Source organism: Streptomyces sp. 3214.6 (assembly GCF_900129855.1).
Classification (GTDB): Bacteria; Actinomycetota; Actinomycetes; order Streptomycetales; family Streptomycetaceae; genus Streptomyces; species Streptomyces soliscabiei.
Genome location: NZ_LT670819.1, coordinates 6,093,224 through 6,111,410 on the forward strand (window position 1 = coordinate 6,093,224; position 18,187 = coordinate 6,111,410).

Consider the following 18,187-nt stretch of genomic DNA (forward strand, 5'->3'; position numbering starts at 1 on the left):
TGAGGCCATGACACGACTGGGGGCATGAAGCGACTGCGGGCGTGACACCTCCGGTGGCGTAACAGCGCTGGTGGCGGGAACCCGGCCGAGGTTCGCTCGATGGGGAGGGAGCCCATGACCACCGCGCAGGCCGCAACCGGCCGTACCGTCACCACCGACATCCCCGCCCGCCTCGACCGCCTGCCCTGGTCGCGCTGGCACTGGACGATCGTCATCGGACTGGGCACCGTGTGGATCCTGGACGGCCTGGAGGTCACGGTCGTCGGGAACATCGCCGGCCGGCTGTCGGAGCCCGGCAGCGGCCTGCCGATCACCTCCGGCCAGGTCACCGGCATCGCGGCCGCGCTGTACGTGGCGGGCGCCTGCGCCGGCGCCCTCTTCTGGGGCCGGCTGACCGACAAGTGGGGCCGCAAGAACCTGTTCATGATCACCCTGGCGGTCTATCTGGCCGCCACTGCCCTGACCGCCGTCTCCTTCGACACCTGGTGGTTCCTGCTCTTCCGCTTCCTCACCGGCTTCGGCATCGGCGGCGAGTACGCGGCCATCAACTCCGCGATCGACGAGCTGATCCCGGCGCAGTACCGCGGGCGCGTGGACCTGATCATCAACGGCAGCTTCTGGCTGGGCGCGGTCGCCGGTTCGCTGCTGTCGATCGTCGCGCTGAACACGGACGTCTTCGCGGCGGACGTGGGCTGGCGGCTGACGTTCGCGCTGGGCGCCGTCCTCGCCCTGGTGATCCTCCTCGTACGACGGCACGTCCCGGAGAGCCCGCGCTGGTTGCTGATCCACGGTCGGGACCGGGAGGCGGAGGAGATCGTGACGTCGATCGAACGGCGCGTCGAGGCCGAACGGGAGGCTCCCCTGGCCCGCCCGGAGGGCGAGCTCACGATCCATCAGCGCCGCAGCGTCTCCTTCGTCGAGATCGGCCGCACGGTGTTCTCCGACTACCGGCGCCGCTCGATCCTCGGCTTCGCCCTCTTCATCGGCCAGGCCTTCCTCTACAACGCGATCACCTTCGGCTTCGGCGCGATCCTGACGACGTTCTTCGACGTGCCGAGCGGCAACACGGGCTACTACTTCGCCGTCATCGCGATCGGCAACTTCTGCGGCCCGCTGCTGCTGGGCAGGCTGTTCGACACGGTCGGCCGCAGGGTGATGATCGCGTCGACGTACCTTCTCTCCGGCCTGCTGCTGTTCGCCACGGCCTGGCTGTTCGACCGGGGCTCGCTGACCGCGACCACGATGACGGCCTGCTGGTGCGCGGTGCTGTTCTTCGCGTCGGCCGGCGCCTCCAGCGCCTACCTCACGGTCTCCGAGGTCTTCCCGATGGAGACCCGCGCGATGTCCATCGCCTTCTTCTACGCCCTCGGCACCGCCGCCGGCGGCATCAGCGGCCCCCTGCTGTTCGCCGACCTCACCAGCACGGGCAGGGTCGGCGACACCGTCCTGGCCTTCTGTATCGGCGCGACCCTGATGTGCGCGGCGGGACTGGTGGCGGCGTTCCTGGCGGTGAACGCCGAACGCCGCTCCCTGGAGGACATCGCCCGCCCCCTGACCGCGGCGGCGACCAAGGCCCGCAAGGCGGCGAAGCCGACGACACCGGGCGGCCCGGGACCGTCCGGCCCGCAGCCGCGGAAGGCCACAGCTTGAGCAGCCCGTGGTCCGTCCGGTTCCTCGACCCGGGAGGGTTCTCTACTCCGTCCCGCCCCGGGTGCGGCCGCGGCGGCGCAGCAGCAGGAGGCCGCCGGCCAGGGCGGTGAGGCCGGTGGTGGCGGTCCAGGCGACGACGTCGGTGGAGCCGGTGGCGGCGAGGTCGCCGTGCCCTCCGGCGGCGGACGCCGCGTTGGCCGGGGTCGGCGAAGGGGACCCGGACGCGGACGGGGCGGACCCGGATGCGGAGCGGGCGGACCCGGGTGCGGACGGGGCGGCCGAGGCGCCGCTCGACGCCGGGGTGTCCGCGGCGTTCGTCGTCGATCTGTCCCGGGTGAACGCCAGGGTGCCGAAGCCGAGTTGGTCGTAGCCGCCGCTGTTGGGGCCGTAGTCCCCGCCGCCGCCCTCGGGCGCGGCCTTGGCGGCGATCCGGGTGAGGTAGGGGGCGGACAGTCCCCGGCGCTTGGTGTAGTGGTTGGCGATCATCGCCCAGATCGGCCGGGTCATCGCCGGGTCGACGCCCGCCGCGTCCGAGGCGGTCTCCTTGCCGGACCAGCCCCCGATCGCCCCCTTCCTGCGGGTGTTGGCGGTGTAGGCGACGTCGCCGCCGAGGCTCCACTTGGCCACGTACTGGGCGCCCTTGAGGAAGCGGCTGTCGTCGTAGCCGTAGAGGTCGATGCCCTGGTTCCAGGCCATCTCGCAGAACGTGCCCATCAGGCCGACGCCGAGCAGCGCGTGCCCCTGGTCGCGGCCGGCCTCCAGCCACTCGGCGAGGCCGTCGTCGTGCACGACGGGGATCGCGTTCCTGACGGCGCCGAGCCCCGCGCCGCTCTTGAAGTACTCGACGGCCCGCTCCACCTGGGCGCGGTCGTCGCAGAAGATGCCGGTGGCCAGGACGCAGGCCATGGCTGTGAGGTCCCAGTTGGGCCAGTAGTTGGTGATGACGGCACCGTTGTGGTGGGTCAGGAAGTCCTCGCTGAGCGGGGAGAAGACGGTGGTCAGCATCTTCTGGAAGCGTTCGAGTTCGAATCCGTCGTGGTCGCGGACGAGTTCGGCCGCGTTGGCGAACTGGTAGCCGTACAGCCCGGCCGCGAGAAACCGGTCCGCGGAGCCCTGCAGCGACGTCAGCTTCGCCGACCAGGCGTTGAGGATCGCGACGGCCGTGTCGGCGTACGCGCTGTCCCCGCCGACGTGGAAACGCAGACCGTTCTGGTAGGCGGCGTGGATGTCGTTGTAGAGGACCGTGTAGTTCTGCGGCGAGCCCGCGCCCCGGTACACGGTCGCCTGCGGGTTGGCCGTCCAGCCGCTCTGCGCATGCCGGTTGGCGGTGAGCCTGGCGTACCCGGCCGTGTAGGGCGCGGCGCCGGCCTTCACCTTCGCGGCCATGCGCGCCAGGTCGGCGCCGGTGTGCAGCAGGCCGGGGTGCCCGTAGCCCGCCGCGGACGCAGGCGGTGCCGCGGTGACACCGATGGCGGTCGCACCGGCGGCCACACCCGCGGCCTTCAGCATGCTCCGGCGGCTGACGCTGATCTGTCGAGGTCGAGTCAGGTGCATGCGCGGGAGACGGACGGGGGCGGGGCCGATAACGAAAACCGGGCCGCCTTCGCCCGGCCTACGCTCCGGTCGTCGACCCCGGCCGGACGATCATCAAGACCGTCACCGTGGCCCACAGCAGGTTGAACACCCCGGTGAACATGGCGAGTTGGACGGTCGTCTCCCGCGCGCCCTGCCCCTCGACGAGCACCTCCTGCCGGGGCAGGACGAGGACCAGCAGCACACCCGCGGCCAGCACGGTCAGCACCATCGACACGATGAGCCAGGCATCGCCCATCACCCCCATCGCGCTCGCCGTCGCGAACCCGAAGACGGGGACGGCGATGCCGACGGCCGCGTACACCTGGCAGATGCGGTGCAGCAGCCGCACGGTCTCGCTCGCCCGCGCGTCGTCCGGCGCGGCCAGGGCGCGGCGGGCGGCGGGCGGGAACATGCTGGCGGCGACGGTGACGGGCCCGATCGCGACGATCGCGGCGAGGACATGGACAGCGAGGAGGAACTTGGTCACGGCCCGACGCTAAGCAGCGCGAGGATCTTGCGGAAGTGGCGGAAATGCCAGAGGGCAACGGGTTTCCGCCAGGACCCGGGGGTGGCGGTAATCCGTCGTATGGGTACGGTTTTGCCATGCATACCGTCGCCGTACTGGCCCTGGACGGGGTCATTCCGTTCGATCTGTCCGCCCCGATCGACACCTTCGGCTGGGCGCGGCTGCCCGACGGGCGGGAGGCGTACCGGGTGCGGGTCTGTTCGCCGTCCGCCTCGGGGGAGGTGAGCGCGGGGGCGTTCACGGTGCGCGCGCCGTACGGGCTCCAGGCGCTGGCCGAGGCGGACACGATCATCCTGCCCGGAGTGGACGACCCGCCGGAGGTGCTGCCGGACGGCGTCGCGGAGGCGCTGCGGGACGCGGCGGCGAACGGCACGCGGATCGCCTCGGTCTGCGTCGGGGCGTTCCTGTTCGCCGCGACGGGCCTGCTCGACGGGCTGCGCGTGACGACGCACTGGTGCGCGGCGCGGGACCTCGCCGAGCGCCACCCGAAGGTGACGGTCGACCCGAACGTCCTCTACGTCGACAACGGCCAGTTCCTCACCTCGGCGGGCGCGGCGGCGGCACTGGACATGTGCCTGCACATGATCCGCCACGACTACGGCTCGGCGATCGCCGCGCAGGCGGCCCGGATGTCGGTCATGCCCCTCGAACGGGAGGGCGGCCAGGCCCAGTTCATCGTCCAGGATCTGGCGCCCGCGCCCGCCGGGGCGACCCTCGAACCCCTGCTGACCTGGCTGGAGGACAACTGCGGCAGCGATCTGACGCTGGACCGGATCGCCGGGCAGGCCGGCCTGAGCACCCGCACCCTCAACCGCCGCTTCCGCGAACAGACCGGCACGACACCGCTGCGCTGGCTGCACCGGGCGCGGGTGCGGCACGCGCAGTACCTGCTGGAGTCGACGGCGTACCCGGTCGAACGGATCGCCGCCCAGGCGGGGTTCGGCTCCCCGACGGCGTTCCGGGAACGCTTCCGGAGCGTGGTGGGCACGAGCCCGCAGGGCTATCGGCGGGCGTTCCGGTCGAGGACGGGGGCTGCGGCCGGGGGCAGGGCGGGGCGGGCGGCGGAGGCGGCGATGTCCGCGGGTCCGGGTCCGACCCCTCCGTACCCGTCGCACTCCTCCTGAAGCCGGCCGCTGCCGCGCTTAGGACAGGCCCTGAGCGTGCCGGTCCGCCACCGCCCACGACGCGTGCGCGACCGCGCCCGCCACCCCGAACACCGACGGCCAGGCGCCCACCTTCTTCGCCAGCGGATGCGACCCCGCGAAAGCGGCCACGTACGCCGCCGTCAACGCGCCCGCGGCCTTCCCGCCGGCCTGCCGCCGCCACTGCTGCGCGGCCGCGGCCCCCGCGGCGGCGAGGACGACCCCGCCGAGCTGCCGCTTCTTCGTCCACCGGGCCACACCGAACCCGCCGACCAGCCCACCCGCGGCGATCGCCGCACTGGGGATCTTGGCCGTCTTGGCCGTCTTCGCCGTCTTCGCCATGTCCGCCTGCCTCCCATTTCCGTCGCCCCGAGGCTAACCGGCGGGCCCGTCGAGCCGACCTCCGGGCTATACAGGAGGGGATATACAGGAGGGGATACACAGGAGGGGCCGCACAGGAGACCAAGCCAGCCGCGCCAGAAACCCACCCCAGGACGGACCCCCGACGTGACGCCCGCCACCCTCACCACACCCGACGGAATCCACCTCTCGTACCGCGACGAGACCCCTCCCCCCCCCGCGACGGCGCCCCCGGTCCTGCTCCTGCACGGACTGGCGGGCCACCTGGGCGAATGGGACGACCTGACCGCCCGTCTCCTCGCCGACGGCCACCGCGTGGTGAGATACGACGCCCGAGGCCACGGCGCGAGCACCCGCACCCCGGCCGACATGACGAGAGCGGCCGCGGTACGGGACGCCGTAGCGCTCCTGGACGGGCTCGACCTCCCCCCGGCGATCCTCCTCGGCCAGTCCCTGGGCGGCCTGACGGCCCTGCTGACGGCGGCAGCGCACCCGTCCCGCGTCAGCTCCCTGATCCTGGTGGAGGCGGGCCCGGCGGGCGGCGACCCGGAACTGCCCGAGCAGATAGGGAGCTGGCTGGACAGCTGGCCGACACCGTTCCCGACCTTCGAACAGGCCGTCGCCTTCCTCGGCCACGAGGCCTGGGCGAGAGGCCTGGACTGGCGACTGGACGGCAGCGGAACGGGCGGCAGCGGGACCGGCGGCAGCGGGACGGGCGGGGGCGGGTACGCCCGCGTCGACCGCGACACGATGGTCGCGGCGGTGACGGAACTCGCCGCGCGGGATTACTGGGAGGAGTGGTCCCGGGTGACCTGCCCCACCCTGGTGGTCCGGGGCGAGAACGGCGCGATGCCGGCCGAGGAACAACGCCGGATGCAGACCCGCCGCCCCGCCGACACCCACATCACGGTGATCCCGGACGCCTCCCACGACGTCCACCTGGACCGCCCGCAGGCCCTGCACGAGGCGGTGACGACCTTCCTGGGCGCTGTCCCCGAACTCCCTGAACCCGAACCCGAACCCGAACCCGAACCCGCCGAACCCCCGGAACACGCGAGGTTCGCCGAGTACCTGCGCGCCCTCGACCGGATCCCGCCCGCTGAGGAGGCGACCTTGGTCCGTCGCATCCTCACCGACCCGGACCGCCAGATGGCCCGCGCGGCGGTGCTCCGGCACCTGGACCGCAGGGCGGCGACGCTCCACCGCTGCGACGACGCGACCTGGCAGACCTGGACGGATCCGCTGGCCGAGGTCGTACGGGACGACCCCTTCCTCACCGCCCGCCTCCAGGAGTGGACCGTCCTCCACACCGTCACCGCCAACCCCTCCTGGAACCAGGCGACGGCCGGGGCCCTGCTCACCGCCTCCGACTGGCTGCAACGCAGACTCACGCAGACCCCGGGCGTCCCGGCCCCCGCCCTCGCCTTCCTGGCCGAGCACGGCCGCACGAGGCGAGTCCGCGCGGCTGCGGCTGCGGCTGCGGCTGCCGCGGCTGCGGCGAGGCGCACAGGCCCTGCCTAGTACCAGCCGGTGCAGGTGATCGCCGTGTTGTAGCCGGAGTCGCCGCAGGCCCGCATCAGCTTGCCGTTCGAGTCACGCCAGGCTTCGGTGTGAACGCTGGTGCCGGCGGCGATCTCCCGCCAGCCCAGCTGCGGCTCCCAGGTGCGGCCGCCGTCGCTGCTGCGGTCCACCCAGACGTGCATGCCGGGAGAGCCGTTGGTGACACGGCCCCAGGCACAGGTGTTGGTCCCGGAGCCGTTGTACCTCAGCTCGAAGAGCTGGCCCCTGGCCCCGGTCGCCGAGCGGGCGGTCCCGGACACCGTGTTGGTGTTGCAGCCGTCCGCGGCGCTGGCGGTGGTGGCGGCTCCGGACATGGCCAGCAGCCCTGTGGTCATCGCCAACGCCGAGAACGTGGCCGCGACCTTCTTGTTCATGCGCATCGTCTTCTGTCCCCCTTGAAAGCCCTGAGGCTCCTGTGGTCGATGGCTGAAGTCTCGGCCGCGGGAGCGCGGCGCGACCACCCTGAACAACAGAGGTTGACGCGCACACAACGCCCCTGCTAGGCGCTCCGCCGGACGTGCGGTGCTTCCTTCGAGATCGCGCCACAAGCCCCGCCCCCCTCGGGCTCCCCCCCTCGGGCTACCCCCCTCGGCCTAACTCCGCCCGGCCCGGCGGCGGTCGCCGGGGACCTGGCCGCGCTTGTCGACGACGGCGCGGTCCAGCACCGCGCTGGTGAACAGGACCGTCCCCGCCTCGGCCCGCTCGGTGTCCCGGCTGAAGACGGTGCGTTCGCCGAGGTAGTCGAGGGTCGCGCGATCGAAGATCCACTCCGTGCGGGTCCCGTCCGCCGTGTCCTCACGGGCGATCGCGATCCCGTGCCGTCCCGCCGCGTCGACGGCGTCGGGCAGCTCGGTCACGCCGGGAATGCGGGCGGTGGCCCGGTAGAAGGCGGCGGCGTTGGCGGAGGGCATGATCTGCTCCCTGAGAAGGTCGCCGATCTGGTTGAAGACGGCCTGACCCCGGTCCTTACGGGTCTCGTCCCGCGGCGTCTCCTTGTAGAGCAGCTTCAGCAGCGCGCCGGGATCGGTGGGCAGGGAGGCGAGCCAGGCGTAGGTGGGCCGTTCGATCCCGGCGGGGTAGCCGGCGTCCTTCGGATCGGTGCCGTCCGGCACGCCCACCTCGATCGGCCAGTCCTGCCCGTCCTCGCGGATCAGCCCGACGTCGATCGTGGACCCCGCCCGCTGCGAGAACCACACCTGCCGCTCGTGCAGCTTCCCCAGCTTGACGGGTCCCTCGAAGACGCCTTCGTTCCCGGCCGTCCTGCTCCGCACGTACACGAACTGGTCCTCGCCCACCGCTTCGACGTCGGTCCGCATGGCGACGGCAGCGATACGGTCGAGGGTCACGCCGGCGCTGTGACCACCGCCGCTGTCCGCGCCGCCCGTTCGGCCGGCGCCGGGCCGAGCCGCCGTGCCACCACCCCCCTCGTGCTGCCCCGCGCCGATCCCGACGGTGAGCCCGGCCGCCAGTGCCACGGCGACGGCCCCGGCGACGAGCGCGGGCCGCGACCACCGTCGGGGCCGCGGCAGAGAGCGCACGCCGTCCGTCGCGTCCCGACGGCCGCGGTCACGGTCACGTTCGCGCGCGAGGTCACGGTCATGGTCATGGTCATGGTGGTGGTCGTGGTCGTGGTCGATGACCTGCATCAGAACGTCCTTGTGGTGGGAGTGACGCCCGGACGGCAGCCCCCGCTCGACGGGACCGGTCGGCAACAGCCGCGCCAGTTCCCCGAGTTCGTCGAGTTCCTCCGGAGTGGAGTTCATCGGGCTTCCTCCTGAATGGGCAGGACCGCGAACGCGGTCTCACTCCCTACCTCTCCGCGACGGGTACGGGGTTCCGTACCCCGCCCCGAACGCGCCTCCCGCTCGACGATCTCCCGAAGCCGGGCCCGCGCCCGCGACAGCCGCGACCGGACGGTCCCCACGGGCACCCCGAGAGCCTCGGCGGCCTGCGCGTAGTCGAGCCCGCCCCACACGCACAGGGCGATGACCTCCCGCTCGTGCCGCCTGAGCCGCCCCAGCACCCGCCGCACTTCGGCGAGCCGACGGGCGTCGTCGACCCGTCCGACGACGTCCTCGGCGAAGTCGTCGACAGCCTCACCTGCTCCGGCCGCGGCCTCGGACCGCCGCGCGAGAAAGGCGAGCCGCCGTCGAAGACTCCGGTCGGCGTTGCGTGCCTTGTTGGTGGCGATCCCGAACAACCAGGGCCGCAACGAACCCCCTTCGGCCTCCACGTCCCCGCGCCCCCGCCAAGCGGCGAGAAACGTCTCCGACATGACCTCCTCGGCGACCGACCAGTCACCGGTCAGCCGCAGGGCATGGTGGTAGACGGCCGTGGCATACAGCTCGTACAGCTCGGAGAACGCCTCACGCTCCCCGCCCCGCACGCGCCCGCGCAAACGCCCGTCGTCGTCATCGTTGGACCTCACACATCTACCTCTCCGGGCCGGGGAGGCAGTTCCCGTGGCGTCGATCACACCCGACGCCTCCCGCGCCCGGCACAGCGCGGGCAGGCGCGCCGCCGCGCGGACCGAACGTACACCCGGCGACAGCGTCGGCAGACATGACGGAACCATCCACTCCACGACGTCGACCGATCACCTTCCGGCGAGTTGTGATCATCTGCGGAGATGACTGCGTGTCGCGTGCGCGGCGCTGGTGATCTGGTGACGTGACCCGGGATGGCGCGCGCATTCCCGTGTCACCCGTCACTCTCCACTCACCGGAGGAAATACATGAGCGCTGCTGTCCGACGGACCGTCTACGCCCTGGCCGCGGTCACCTCGGTCCTGCTCTCCCTGGTCGCGTTCGACTCGTTCTCCTCGTCCTCGGCGGACGCCGCGGTCGCCACGCCCGTCGTCAAGTCGAAGTACTTCACCGGCGGCGAAACCACGATCTCCTGCCCGTCCGGCTGGACGGCGACGGGCGGCGGCGTCGGAGCCGACATCGTCGCCGGCATGTACGTCGCTCGTACGGAGCCCACGCGCAACTCCTCCGGCAAGCCCGTCGGCTGGAAGGGCAACGTGCAGCAGAGGTCGAACGGCAGGGCGGGCAGCGGCACGATCTACGTCGTCTGCGCCCCCTGACACCACCGGTAGCCACCGCACGGCGAAGGCCGCGGCCCGACGGGGCCCGGCCTTCGCCCACCGGGCCGGGCCGGGCCGCACCGGGCCGTACCGGTCCTACCAGGGAAGCGGCCCCGCCGCGTCGAAGTACCCGCCGGTCGGACCATCGGAGCCCACCTGCGCCATCCGGACGATGATCTCCGCGCCCTCCTCGACGCTCTGGACGCCGGTGTTCCCGTTGAGGTCGGTCTTCGTGAACCCGGGCTCCACCACGTTGATCCGCATCGCCGGGAACGCCTTCGCGAACTGCACGGTGATCATGTTGACCGTCGCCTTCGAGGCCGGGTAGGCGACGCCCGGATAGCCGTACGCCGGCGTACTCGCGTCCGCGACCCGCGTCAGGGAGCCCAGACCGCTGCCGACGTTGACGACCACCGGCGCGGGCGAGCGCAGCAGCAGCGGCAGGAAGGCGTGCGTGACGCGCACCATGCCGAAGACGTTCGTCTCGAACACCTCCCGCATGTGCTCGGCGGTCACTTCCGCCGCACCGATCACGCTGTTGCCGACGCCCCGGCTCTCGATGCCCGCGTTGTTGATCAGCACGTCCAGTCCGCCGTCCGCCTCGATCGTCTTGGCCGCGGCCTCGACGGAGACGTCGTCGGTGACGTCCAGCCGCACCCATCGCGCCCCCAGCCGCTCGGCGGCCCGCCGCCCACGCTCGGCGACACGGCTGCCGACGTAGACGATGTGTCCCGCGGCGACGAGCCGCCGAGCGGTCTCGAACCCGAGCCCCTTGTTGGCCCCGGTGATCAGTGTCGTTGTGGTGGTGGTCGTCGTAGTCATGACCCCAGGCTGCGTCGGAGGGCGGGGCATCAGCCAGGAGCCCCGTCTTCCTGGGACTGCCGGTACCAGGACGACCCCGGCCGGGCGGTGCACAGTGGTGACATGGCGACCACGGACTTCGGGCGGACGATACGACGATGGCGGGACCGCGTCTCCCCGGCCGCGGCGGGACTGCCCTCGGGCGGCCACCGGCGCGCCCCCGGCCTGCGCCGCGAGGAACTGGCGATGCTGGCGGGCATCTCGGTCGACTACGTGACCCGCCTGGAACAGGGCCGGGCCGCGAACCCCTCGGAGCAGGTCGTCGAAGCCCTCGGACGGGCGCTGCGGGTGTCCCCGACCGAACGCGAACACCTCTTCCACGCCGCTGGGCTCGTACCGCCGGGCCGGGGCACGGTTCCGGCGTACATCGCACCGAGCGTGCACCGCATGCTCGACCGCCTGACCGGAACCCCGGTGGCGGTCTCCGACGCGGCCTGGACGCTCCTCCTCGCCAACCCCCTCTACACGGCCCTCATGGGCGAACGCCACGGCCGCGAACGCAACGGCGCCTGGCGCGCCTTCCTGGGCTCGGGCGACCGCATCCGCCACACCCCACAGGCCCGCGAGGCAATGGAGTCCGCGGTGGTCGCCGACCTGCGCACAGCACAGACCCGCTACCCGGCGGACCAGCGCCTGCGCACCCTGATCGCGGACCTACGAGCAAACAGCCCCCGCTTCGCCGACCTGTGGACCTCGGGTGCCGTAGGCCACCACCAGGCCTCCCGCAAAACCATCGACCACCCCCAGGTGGGCCCGCTCACCCTGGACTGCGACGTCCTCTCCGTCGCCGGCAGCGACCTCCGCATCATGATCTACACAGCCGAACCGGCCACGGAGGACGCGCAACGCCTCGAACTCCTCGCGGTACTGGGACCCCAGCCGCTCGCTGAGGAACGGCGACCACTATGAACACCCGTACCGGAACGTGTTTCGGTAGTCCTGCAAGGGCTCGGACTCGTGCCGCTTCTCAGCGGCCTGCGTCAGCAGCACGTCGTGCGGACCCACTGACAGGTACAGAGCTACTCGGCGGGAGCTCCGTCGTCTGGGGTCACTGCGACGATCGCGACCGTCGGAGGTGGTGGAGACGGGGTGTAGACATACGCCACGGCCAACCCTGGCAGATCGCCTCGGGGCTCGATCCGTGTCTTGCGGACCTCCGTGCCGTCTGTCCGGGAAGGCCCGAGCATCACGCCGAGCCGCGGCATCAGCTCCAGTTCCTGCCGCAGTACTTCGAGGGCGTGCTCGGCTCCGAGGGCTTTCGCTCGCTCGGCTGCCCTGACCGTCACGGCCGCGACGACGCCGCTCACTGGTCCTGGTCCTCCCGCTTCAGGCGGGCCGCGAGGTCGATGCCCTCCTGCACTGCGATGTCGAATTCAGGGTCCTGATAGAGGCGGATTCTGCCCCGGTAGTCGACGATCACCGCAGCGACCGCGTTCAGGTCCGTCTCCGTCGCCGTTTCCAGTGCGTGCTGTAGATCCGCCTCGAAGGACTCCCGGTCCCCGGGGAAGCCGTGCCCGGACCGCAGAGCGGCTCGAATGTCGCCGATGGTCCTCAAGGTCAACGGCGCAGGAACGGGCGTCTCCTCGTGGTGTGCGCTCACGATCTGCTCCTTGATCCTCTGTCCTGGGGGCAGTGTTCTACAGATCCGGCAGCCAGGATGCATCCTCTCTGGGCGGGGCCTGATGTCCCTTCGCCAAGGCCGCCGCCACGAAGGAGCACCACGCTCTGGTGCCCACGGTGACCACCGGCCCTTCCGACAACTTGGAATCACGCATGAGTGTGCCATGCTCCATGAGCCCGCACTCGACGCATTTCCCTCCCGCCCCGCTGCTGTACGACGTCGCAGAATGAGGGTGTAGCCGGGGGCTGTGAGTTCTCGAGGTCGCCTGTACAGATTTCATGCTCAGCTGCACTCATGTCCGGGCGCGGCGGGACGTGCGCCGAGGAACGAGTCATGCGCCGTCGTTGCCGTCGCGCAGGGACTGAATCATGCTCTGCAGGATCCGGAACGCGCCCGACTGCTCGGTCTCGGTCAGGCCGGCCAGCATTCTGACCTCGACGGACCGGACCGCTACGGTCGCCTTCTCCAGGCTCCGTCGGCCGCGAGGCGTGAGCCGCGCGGGAAGAACCTTCCCGACGGGCGCCTCCGCAGGCCTGGTCACGTAGCCCTCTCGCTCCAGGGTCTGGAGCAGCACGTTCATCGACTGCCGTGTCACGAACGCGCCACGCGCGAGCTCGGAGTTCGACAACCCCGGCCGTTGCGCCAGCAGCTCGAGGCAGGAGTAGTGCGTCACGCTCATCCCGAGTGGCCGCAGCACCTCCTCCATGGCTGCGCGCAGGGCGCTCGAAGCCTCTTTCAGCAGGTAGCCCAGTGATTTGTCCAGGTCGACGCCGTCACCGCTTTGACTCATGTCAGTATTCTGACATACGTTGGCCTGTGTCAGGAATCTGACACGAAGAGAAGGAGTATCACCATGCCCGCCACCGGCCCCGACTTCATCTCGCTCCAAGCGCGCGACCTCGACGCGTCGCAGGCGTTCTACGAGCAGTACCTCGGCCTCGTCCGCTCGCCGGCCGGGCCTCCGCACGCCGTCGTCTTCGAGACCAAGCCGATCGCGTTCGCACTCCGCGACGTCATTCCCGGCACCGACCTCGCATCCGTCGCCCAGCCCGGCATCGGCGCCGCGATCTGGCTCCACGCCACCGACGTCCAGGCCATCCACGACGCTCTCGTCGCCGACGGTCACACCATCGTCTCCGCACCGATCGACGGCCCCTTCGGCCGGACATTCACCTTCGCCGACCCCGACGGCTACCAGGTCACGCTCCACGACCGCGCCTGATCAGCGAAACGCCACCGCCGGGTCACCGTTCCCCCTGGGGGAAAGCGTAGCTACCGGGAAAGTCGCAGACGCCGACGAGCACTATGCCTCCGGTGTTCCGTCCGCCGAGATACGGCGGAAGCCGAGGTACGGGACGAGTGATTCCGGCAGGACGATCGAGCCGTCCTCTTGCTGGCCCTGTTCGAGCAGTGCGGCCAAGGTGCGGCCGACCGGGAGACCCGAGCCGTTGAGTGTGGCGACCAGCTTCGGCTTTCCGTCTGCACCACGGGTGCGGATGTTCGCGCGCCGCCCTTGGAAGGTGCCGAAGTTCGAGACCGACGAAATCTCGCGGTAGGTGCTCTGGCTGGGGAACCAGACCTCCAGGTCGTAGGTGAGCTGGGCGGAGAAGCCCGTGTCACCTGCGGCGAGGGTGACCACGCGGTAGGCCAGGCCCAGCTCCTTCAGACAGGCTTCGGCGTGGCCGAGCATCTTCTCCAACTCGGCGTCCGCCTCCTCGGGATCACAGATCCGCACCATCTCCACCTTGGTGAACTGGTGTTGACGAATCAGACCCCGGGTGTCGCGGCCGTACGAGCCGGCCTCCGAGCGGAAGCACGGAGTCTGTGCGGTGATCGCGATCGGCAGCTCGGAGGGCGGAATGATCTCGTCGGCGTAGAGGTTGGTCAGCGGGACCTCGGCCGTGGGGATCAGGAACAGTTCACGGTCGGTGACGCCGGTCTTGAACAGGTCTTCCTCGAACTTCGGCAGCTGGCCCGTGCCCGTCATCGTCTTGCGCGTGACCAGGAACGGCACCGAGTGCTCGACGTAGTCGTGCCGACGGGTGTGGAGGTCGAGGAAGAGCGTGGTGAGCGCCCGCTCAAGGGCGGCTCCGGCTCCTCGTGAGACGGCGAAGCGGGGGCCCGACAGCTTTGTGGCCCGAGCGAAGTCGAGGATTCCGGTGGCCTCGCCGAGATCGACATGGTCCTTCGGGGCGAACGAGAACGACGGCGGGGCACCGACCCGGCGGACCTCGACCGCGAACTCCTCGGAGTCACCATCGGGCGCCCTGTCGTCGGGGAGGTTCGGGATGGTGAGAAGCAGCGTGCGGAGCGCCTCCTGCACCCGTTCCTGATCGGCCTCGATCTCGCGGACCTGATCCTTGATCTCGCGGGCGCGTTCCTTCAGCTTGGAGATGTCCCCGCCCAGCTTCGCAGCCTGCTGAACCTCGCCGGCCACGCGCTTGGACTCTGCCCTCAACTCGTCGGCCGAGCGGATGTTCCGGATTCGCTGCGCCTGAAGACTCTCCAGCGCGGACAGGTCCAGCGAGTATCCGCGTCGAGCGAGCCGACGAACCGCTTCGGCACCCATGTCGAGAAGGGCGCGGGCATCATGCATGAGGGGCTTCTTCTTTCTCCGACGAGTGGCCGATCGCGTCGAAGGTAGCAACTGCGGCACCTGCCCCGATCCCCAATTTCGCGGGGCTGCCGTGCGCTTCGGAATCCTTTCGCCCCGGCACTGCCGTGCCCCCGGCACCCGCCGGATGCCGTTGTTGATCTACGAGTTGAGCCCGTCGACGAGGTACTTGACTGCGTCGAGCGGTCTCCGGGCGCTGTACGAGAGCTGGGGGCCAGCGCCCACGCGGTCAGATCGGCTGTGGTCGGGGTCTGCATGCCGTTCCGGAGCCGGGAGACTTTGGAGGGCTGACAACCGAGCTTGGCGGCAAGAACCCTGCCTTCGAGACCGGCCTCGGCGCGCAGCTCGCGCAGCCTCGCGCCGAGGGCCTCTCTGGCGGTCTGGTAGTCCGTGCTCACATGGGCGAACGTACCCGCCCGGCGAACTCTTGGGTACGGACGGCATGGTGCCAGGCGGCGTCCCTGGCCTGGCAGGCGGCCAGGACTTCGGCGGGGTCTTCGGTGACGTACACGCCCAGGGTGGTGTCCTCGTCGTCGAACGCGAAGCGGGCGAGGATCTTCGCGTCGAAGAGCCAGAAGTCGTAGTCGGTCAACCGAAGTTCCTGAGCCCGGGCGCGGGTCAGATTGCGGATGTCCTCGCCCGCGGCGACGTTGCCTGGCGCGCTCGCCAGAAGAAACTCCTGTCCTTGGGTCGGGGGTTCGTCGACCAGGCGTACGCGCTCGAACCGCTTGCCCTGAGCTGTCTGGGTGCGGACGTTCTCCCGCCAGGCGTTGTCCGGGTCGCGAGAGATGTCCTCTCCCGCGCTTGGGACTGTTGCGGTCGGAGGCGTAGCCCCGGCGCGTCTCCAGCCGCCAAGCGGTGTGCTTGAAGTCCCGGAAGAGACCGGAGACGGAGGCGAACGGCTGGAGTTCGGAGGCGTCGCTCCTGGGCGCGTAGCGGGTCAGCAGGCTGCGCGGGACGCGAACGAAGGTCTCCGACTCCTTCACGTCCCGCAATTGGACCAGGTGCTCCGGGTCGGTCTCCCGCTCGCCCTGGACAAGGATCTCGTCAGTTCCCTCGATGTCGTACAGGGTGGGGCAGTCACCGTCGTCGCTGGTTGTGCCGATGAACCTGAGCGTCACGTGGCCCTCCGTCTGCGGTGGTGGGAGATCCAGGATGAGTGTGTCGTCTCGGGCTCGCTCGAGAATTGCGGCAGATTGCGCCTACTGAATGCTGGCCTGCAATTGCGCGCAAGCAACTCCGGCGAGCAGGCGACGAGGGATCCCTCGGGTGCCGTCAGCCCGTGGTGCCACGCTTCACGGCACTTATGAACGAGAACCAGGCCCCGCTTCGCACAGCGAGCTCAGCTCTTCCCACCCTCTTCGAGTCGCGAACCAGAGCCCCGCCATCCATCAGCGCGCACTCGACGCACTCCCCTCCCGCACCGTTGCTGTACGACGACGTGAACCACGTCGGACGGCTGGTCTCGCTGGGCTCTGCAATGCTCACCTTGCGTATTCCTTCAGGACTGTTTCGATCAGGTGGGCCGAACGCTGAGGGCTCAGGGCAGCGGCCCGCAGGCCGTCGAACGCTCGGGTGTACTCACGAACATGATGCTCGCCTTCCAGGTAGACGGCATCGGTGATGCCGTCCCGATAGACGATGTCGGGATCCTCCTGCGCAGGAAAGCCCAGCATGGTGAATGAGCCCGTGGCCGGATAGGTGCCGGAGTCGAAGGGGAGGACCTGAAGGGTCACGGTGGGCAACTGGGCAGTGTCCAGGACGCGTTCGATCTGTTCGCGCATCAGTGCTCGGTCCCCTATGACATTGCGCAGAGCGCCTTCGTTCACGATGAACCAGGCTTCGGGGGCGTCGGGCCCTTTCAGGAGGGCCTGACGCTCCATGCGTACTTGTACGGCCCTGTCGATGTCTTCGGCGGACATGTGCGCGCCGGTCTTGTGGAGCTCGGACGTGTAGGCGTGGGTCTGCATGAGGCCGGGCACCAGCTCGCACTGGTACTGGCGGAAGGTGGAGGCCTCCTGTTCCAGACCGATGTAGATGTTGAACCATTCCGGCACACCTGAGCCGTGGACCTGCCACCAGCCCCGCATCTTGGCCTGCCGGGCAAGCGACTTGAGGAACTCGCGCAGTTCGTCGCTGGTGCCGTAGAACCGGCAGAGGGCGTCGATGTCCGACGGCTGCACCCGGCCGCTGCCCGTCTCCATGCGATTGACCTTGGAACCGCTCCAGTCCAGCGCCGCGCCGACCTGGGCGCAGGTGAGAGTGGCCTGCTCACGGAGCTTCTTCAGCTCGTACGAGAGGCGGCGACGGCGTGCCGTAGGTGATCCGGCCATATCAACCCCGTTTCAGATAGCGGGCGTTCAGTCTCACGCCAAGGGGTGTGCTTGCCAATCACTCGGAAGTGGGAATCTCGCCGTGCACATTGCATGAAGGGATCTGCAACCCTCACTCTGAGTGCAACGCAACTCATCGTGAGTGCCCGTGACGCTGTGTCGCCCATGGGGTGTCGCAACGGCGAGAGGGGTTTTCGTGGGTCAGGAAGCATGCATGTCGCGCAAGCCGTGGGACCTTGCCTTCACGGCCGAGCCGAGAGAAGTGGCTGCCCTGCGTCGGATCATGCGGCTGCATCTCGGCATCTGGGGGCTACAGGAAGTCATCGACGAAGCTCAGCTCTGCATGAGCGAGTTGGTCTCCAACGTCATCACGCACGTCGGCCCCGGAACCCCAGCCACGCTCGCGGTTTCGATGAACGGGGTTCGCCTGCGCATTGAGGTCCACGACCCCGATGCACGTGCCTTGCCCACCCTCCTTGACGCGAACACCAACTCCGAGGCTGGGCGAGGCATGGCGCTTGTGGACGCCATTGCCGACCGCTGGGGCGTCCAACTACACGCTGACCAGAAGGTGACGTGGTGTGAGCTGGCCACTGGCCTGACCCCGGCAAACGGCCACTCCCCGAATCCGCGTATCGCACGAGCCGAGAAGATGTTTGAGCTGTACGAAGTGGCAGCGCCCTGGGGTATCCATGGCTCGAGCAGGCTTCGCGCGGCGGTCAGGGAATCCGTGGCGGTAGATGCAATCGCTGACCTCCTCCACTGGCTCCGACTACATGGTCACGATGCGGAAGAGGCTCTAGACCGAGCGCAGATGCGCTTCGAGGCTGAGCTCGAAGGTGTAGGCGAATCGCTGTGAT

21 protein-coding genes and 2 pseudogenes are annotated in these 18,187 nt (G+C 70.0%); 7 read left to right on the top strand and 16 right to left on the bottom strand.

Annotation, left to right across the window (positions count from 1 at the left end; all coding sequences use genetic code 11):
• Positions 1–114: 114 nt before the first annotated feature.
• A complete protein-coding gene (locus tag B5557_RS27585; protein WP_079661985.1) occupies positions 115–1,650 on the top strand; it encodes an MFS transporter in 1,536 nt (511 codons plus the stop codon).
• 42 nt (positions 1,651–1,692) lie between these two features.
• Here the strand turns inward: B5557_RS27585 and B5557_RS27590 are convergent, their stop codons facing one another.
• Entirely contained in the window at positions 1,693–3,159 is a 1,467-nt protein-coding gene (locus B5557_RS27590) for an alginate lyase family protein (protein WP_079661986.1), read from the bottom strand.
• Between the two features lie 103 nt (positions 3,160–3,262).
• On the bottom strand, positions 3,263–3,712 hold the full coding sequence (locus B5557_RS27595; protein ID WP_079661987.1) for a hypothetical protein: 450 nt from the start codon (positions 3,710–3,712) through the stop codon (positions 3,263–3,265).
• 116 nt (positions 3,713–3,828) lie between these two features.
• Between B5557_RS27595 and B5557_RS27600 the strand changes: the two genes are divergently transcribed.
• A complete protein-coding gene (locus B5557_RS27600) occupies positions 3,829–4,875 on the top strand; it encodes a GlxA family transcriptional regulator (protein ID WP_079661988.1) in 1,047 nt (348 codons plus the stop codon).
• An 18-nt stretch (positions 4,876–4,893) separates the two neighbouring features.
• Here the strand turns inward: B5557_RS27600 and B5557_RS44525 are convergent, their stop codons facing one another.
• Positions 4,894–5,235, bottom strand: coding sequence for a hypothetical protein (locus B5557_RS44525; RefSeq protein ID WP_079661989.1), 342 nt, complete (start codon positions 5,233–5,235; stop codon positions 4,894–4,896).
• Positions 5,236–5,400: 165 nt separating this feature from the next.
• On the opposite strand from B5557_RS44525, the gene B5557_RS45985 reads away from it, so the two are divergent.
• Complete coding sequence (locus B5557_RS45985) at positions 5,401–6,774, top strand: alpha/beta fold hydrolase (protein WP_079661990.1); 1,374 nt, start codon at positions 5,401–5,403, stop codon at positions 6,772–6,774.
• Here B5557_RS45985 and B5557_RS27615 read toward each other — a convergent pair.
• From B5557_RS27615 to B5557_RS27625, 3 genes are all read right to left on the bottom strand, one after another.
• Complete coding sequence (locus tag B5557_RS27615) at positions 6,771–7,193, bottom strand: hypothetical protein (protein ID WP_079661991.1); 423 nt, start codon at positions 7,191–7,193, stop codon at positions 6,771–6,773. The two genes, B5557_RS45985 and B5557_RS27615, sit on opposite strands and share 4 nt — an antisense overlap.
• A 213-nt stretch (positions 7,194–7,406) precedes the next feature.
• Complete coding sequence (locus B5557_RS27620; protein WP_079661992.1) at positions 7,407–8,576, bottom strand: CU044_5270 family protein; 1,170 nt, start codon at positions 8,574–8,576, stop codon at positions 7,407–7,409.
• Positions 8,573–9,211 (bottom strand): RNA polymerase sigma factor, encoded by a 639-nt coding sequence (locus B5557_RS27625; RefSeq protein ID WP_079665030.1) that lies wholly within the window; start codon positions 9,209–9,211, stop codon positions 8,573–8,575. Before B5557_RS27625 ends, B5557_RS27620 begins: the two co-directional genes overlap by 4 nt.
• 336 nt (positions 9,212–9,547) lie before the next feature.
• On the opposite strand from B5557_RS27625, the gene B5557_RS27630 reads away from it, so the two are divergent.
• The gene (locus B5557_RS27630) at positions 9,548–9,898 is read left to right on the top strand and encodes a hypothetical protein (RefSeq protein WP_079661993.1); all 351 of its coding nucleotides are present in this window, start codon (positions 9,548–9,550) and stop codon (positions 9,896–9,898) included.
• A gap of 96 nt (positions 9,899–9,994) precedes the next feature.
• On the opposite strand, the gene B5557_RS27635 is transcribed toward B5557_RS27630, so the two are convergent.
• Entirely contained in the window at positions 9,995–10,720 is a 726-nt protein-coding gene (locus B5557_RS27635; RefSeq protein WP_079661994.1) for an SDR family NAD(P)-dependent oxidoreductase, read from the bottom strand.
• A gap of 102 nt (positions 10,721–10,822) precedes the next feature.
• On the opposite strand from B5557_RS27635, the gene B5557_RS27640 reads away from it, so the two are divergent.
• Positions 10,823–11,668: a helix-turn-helix transcriptional regulator gene (locus tag B5557_RS27640; RefSeq protein ID WP_079661995.1), complete on the top strand. Its 846-nt coding sequence runs from the start codon at positions 10,823–10,825 to the stop codon at positions 11,666–11,668.
• Positions 11,669–11,778: 110 nt separating this feature from the next.
• On the opposite strand, the gene B5557_RS27645 is transcribed toward B5557_RS27640, so the two are convergent.
• From B5557_RS27645 to B5557_RS27660, 4 genes are read right to left on the bottom strand one after another with little or no spacing between them, the layout of a single operon-like run.
• Positions 11,779–12,066, bottom strand: a complete 288-nt coding sequence (locus tag B5557_RS27645; protein WP_079661996.1) for a hypothetical protein — start codon at positions 12,064–12,066, stop codon at positions 11,779–11,781.
• A complete protein-coding gene (locus B5557_RS27650) occupies positions 12,063–12,359 on the bottom strand; it encodes a DUF6247 family protein (RefSeq protein ID WP_231976051.1) in 297 nt (98 codons plus the stop codon). The genes B5557_RS27645 and B5557_RS27650 overlap by 4 nt, the downstream gene beginning before the upstream one ends.
• Positions 12,360–12,396: 37 nt before the next feature.
• Positions 12,397–12,660, bottom strand: a complete 264-nt coding sequence (locus tag B5557_RS45770; protein WP_079661997.1) for a DUF397 domain-containing protein — start codon at positions 12,658–12,660, stop codon at positions 12,397–12,399.
• Positions 12,661–12,711: 51 nt separating this feature from the next.
• Positions 12,712–13,170 (bottom strand): MarR family winged helix-turn-helix transcriptional regulator, encoded by a 459-nt coding sequence (locus B5557_RS27660; protein WP_079661998.1) that lies wholly within the window; start codon positions 13,168–13,170, stop codon positions 12,712–12,714.
• A gap of 63 nt (positions 13,171–13,233) precedes the next feature.
• On the opposite strand from B5557_RS27660, the gene B5557_RS27665 reads away from it, so the two are divergent.
• On the top strand, positions 13,234–13,602 hold the full coding sequence (locus B5557_RS27665) for a VOC family protein (RefSeq protein WP_079661999.1): 369 nt from the start codon (positions 13,234–13,236) through the stop codon (positions 13,600–13,602).
• An 81-nt stretch (positions 13,603–13,683) separates the two neighbouring features.
• Here the strand turns inward: B5557_RS27665 and serS are convergent, their stop codons facing one another.
• The 5 genes and pseudogenes from serS to B5557_RS27690 all read right to left on the bottom strand — a co-directional run bounded on the left by serS (position 13,684) and on the right by B5557_RS27690 (position 17,327).
• Positions 13,684–14,976 carry a serine--tRNA ligase gene (gene serS / locus B5557_RS27670; protein ID WP_079662000.1) on the bottom strand — a complete coding sequence of 431 codons (1,293 nt, stop codon included), beginning with the start codon at positions 14,974–14,976 and terminating at the stop codon, positions 13,684–13,686.
• 230 nt (positions 14,977–15,206) lie between these two features.
• Positions 15,207–15,392, bottom strand: a pseudogene (locus B5557_RS27675) (helix-turn-helix domain-containing protein); the annotation flags it as partial.
• Positions 15,389–16,115 (bottom strand): annotated as a pseudogene (locus B5557_RS27680) (DUF6879 family protein). The pseudogenes B5557_RS27680 and B5557_RS27675, both read right to left, overlap by 4 nt.
• A 154-nt stretch (positions 16,116–16,269) precedes the next feature.
• Positions 16,270–16,482, bottom strand: a complete 213-nt coding sequence (locus tag B5557_RS27685; protein ID WP_079662001.1) for a DUF397 domain-containing protein — start codon at positions 16,480–16,482, stop codon at positions 16,270–16,272.
• Complete coding sequence (locus B5557_RS27690; protein WP_079662002.1) at positions 16,479–17,327, bottom strand: helix-turn-helix domain-containing protein; 849 nt, start codon at positions 17,325–17,327, stop codon at positions 16,479–16,481. The genes B5557_RS27685 and B5557_RS27690 overlap by 4 nt, the downstream gene beginning before the upstream one ends.
• Before the next feature lie 214 nt (positions 17,328–17,541).
• Here B5557_RS27690 and B5557_RS27695 point away from each other — a divergent pair, with 214 nt between their 5' ends.
• Positions 17,542–18,186, top strand: coding sequence for an ATP-binding protein (locus B5557_RS27695; protein WP_079662003.1), 645 nt, complete (start codon positions 17,542–17,544; stop codon positions 18,184–18,186).
• The last annotated feature ends 1 nt before the right edge of the window (position 18,187 follow it).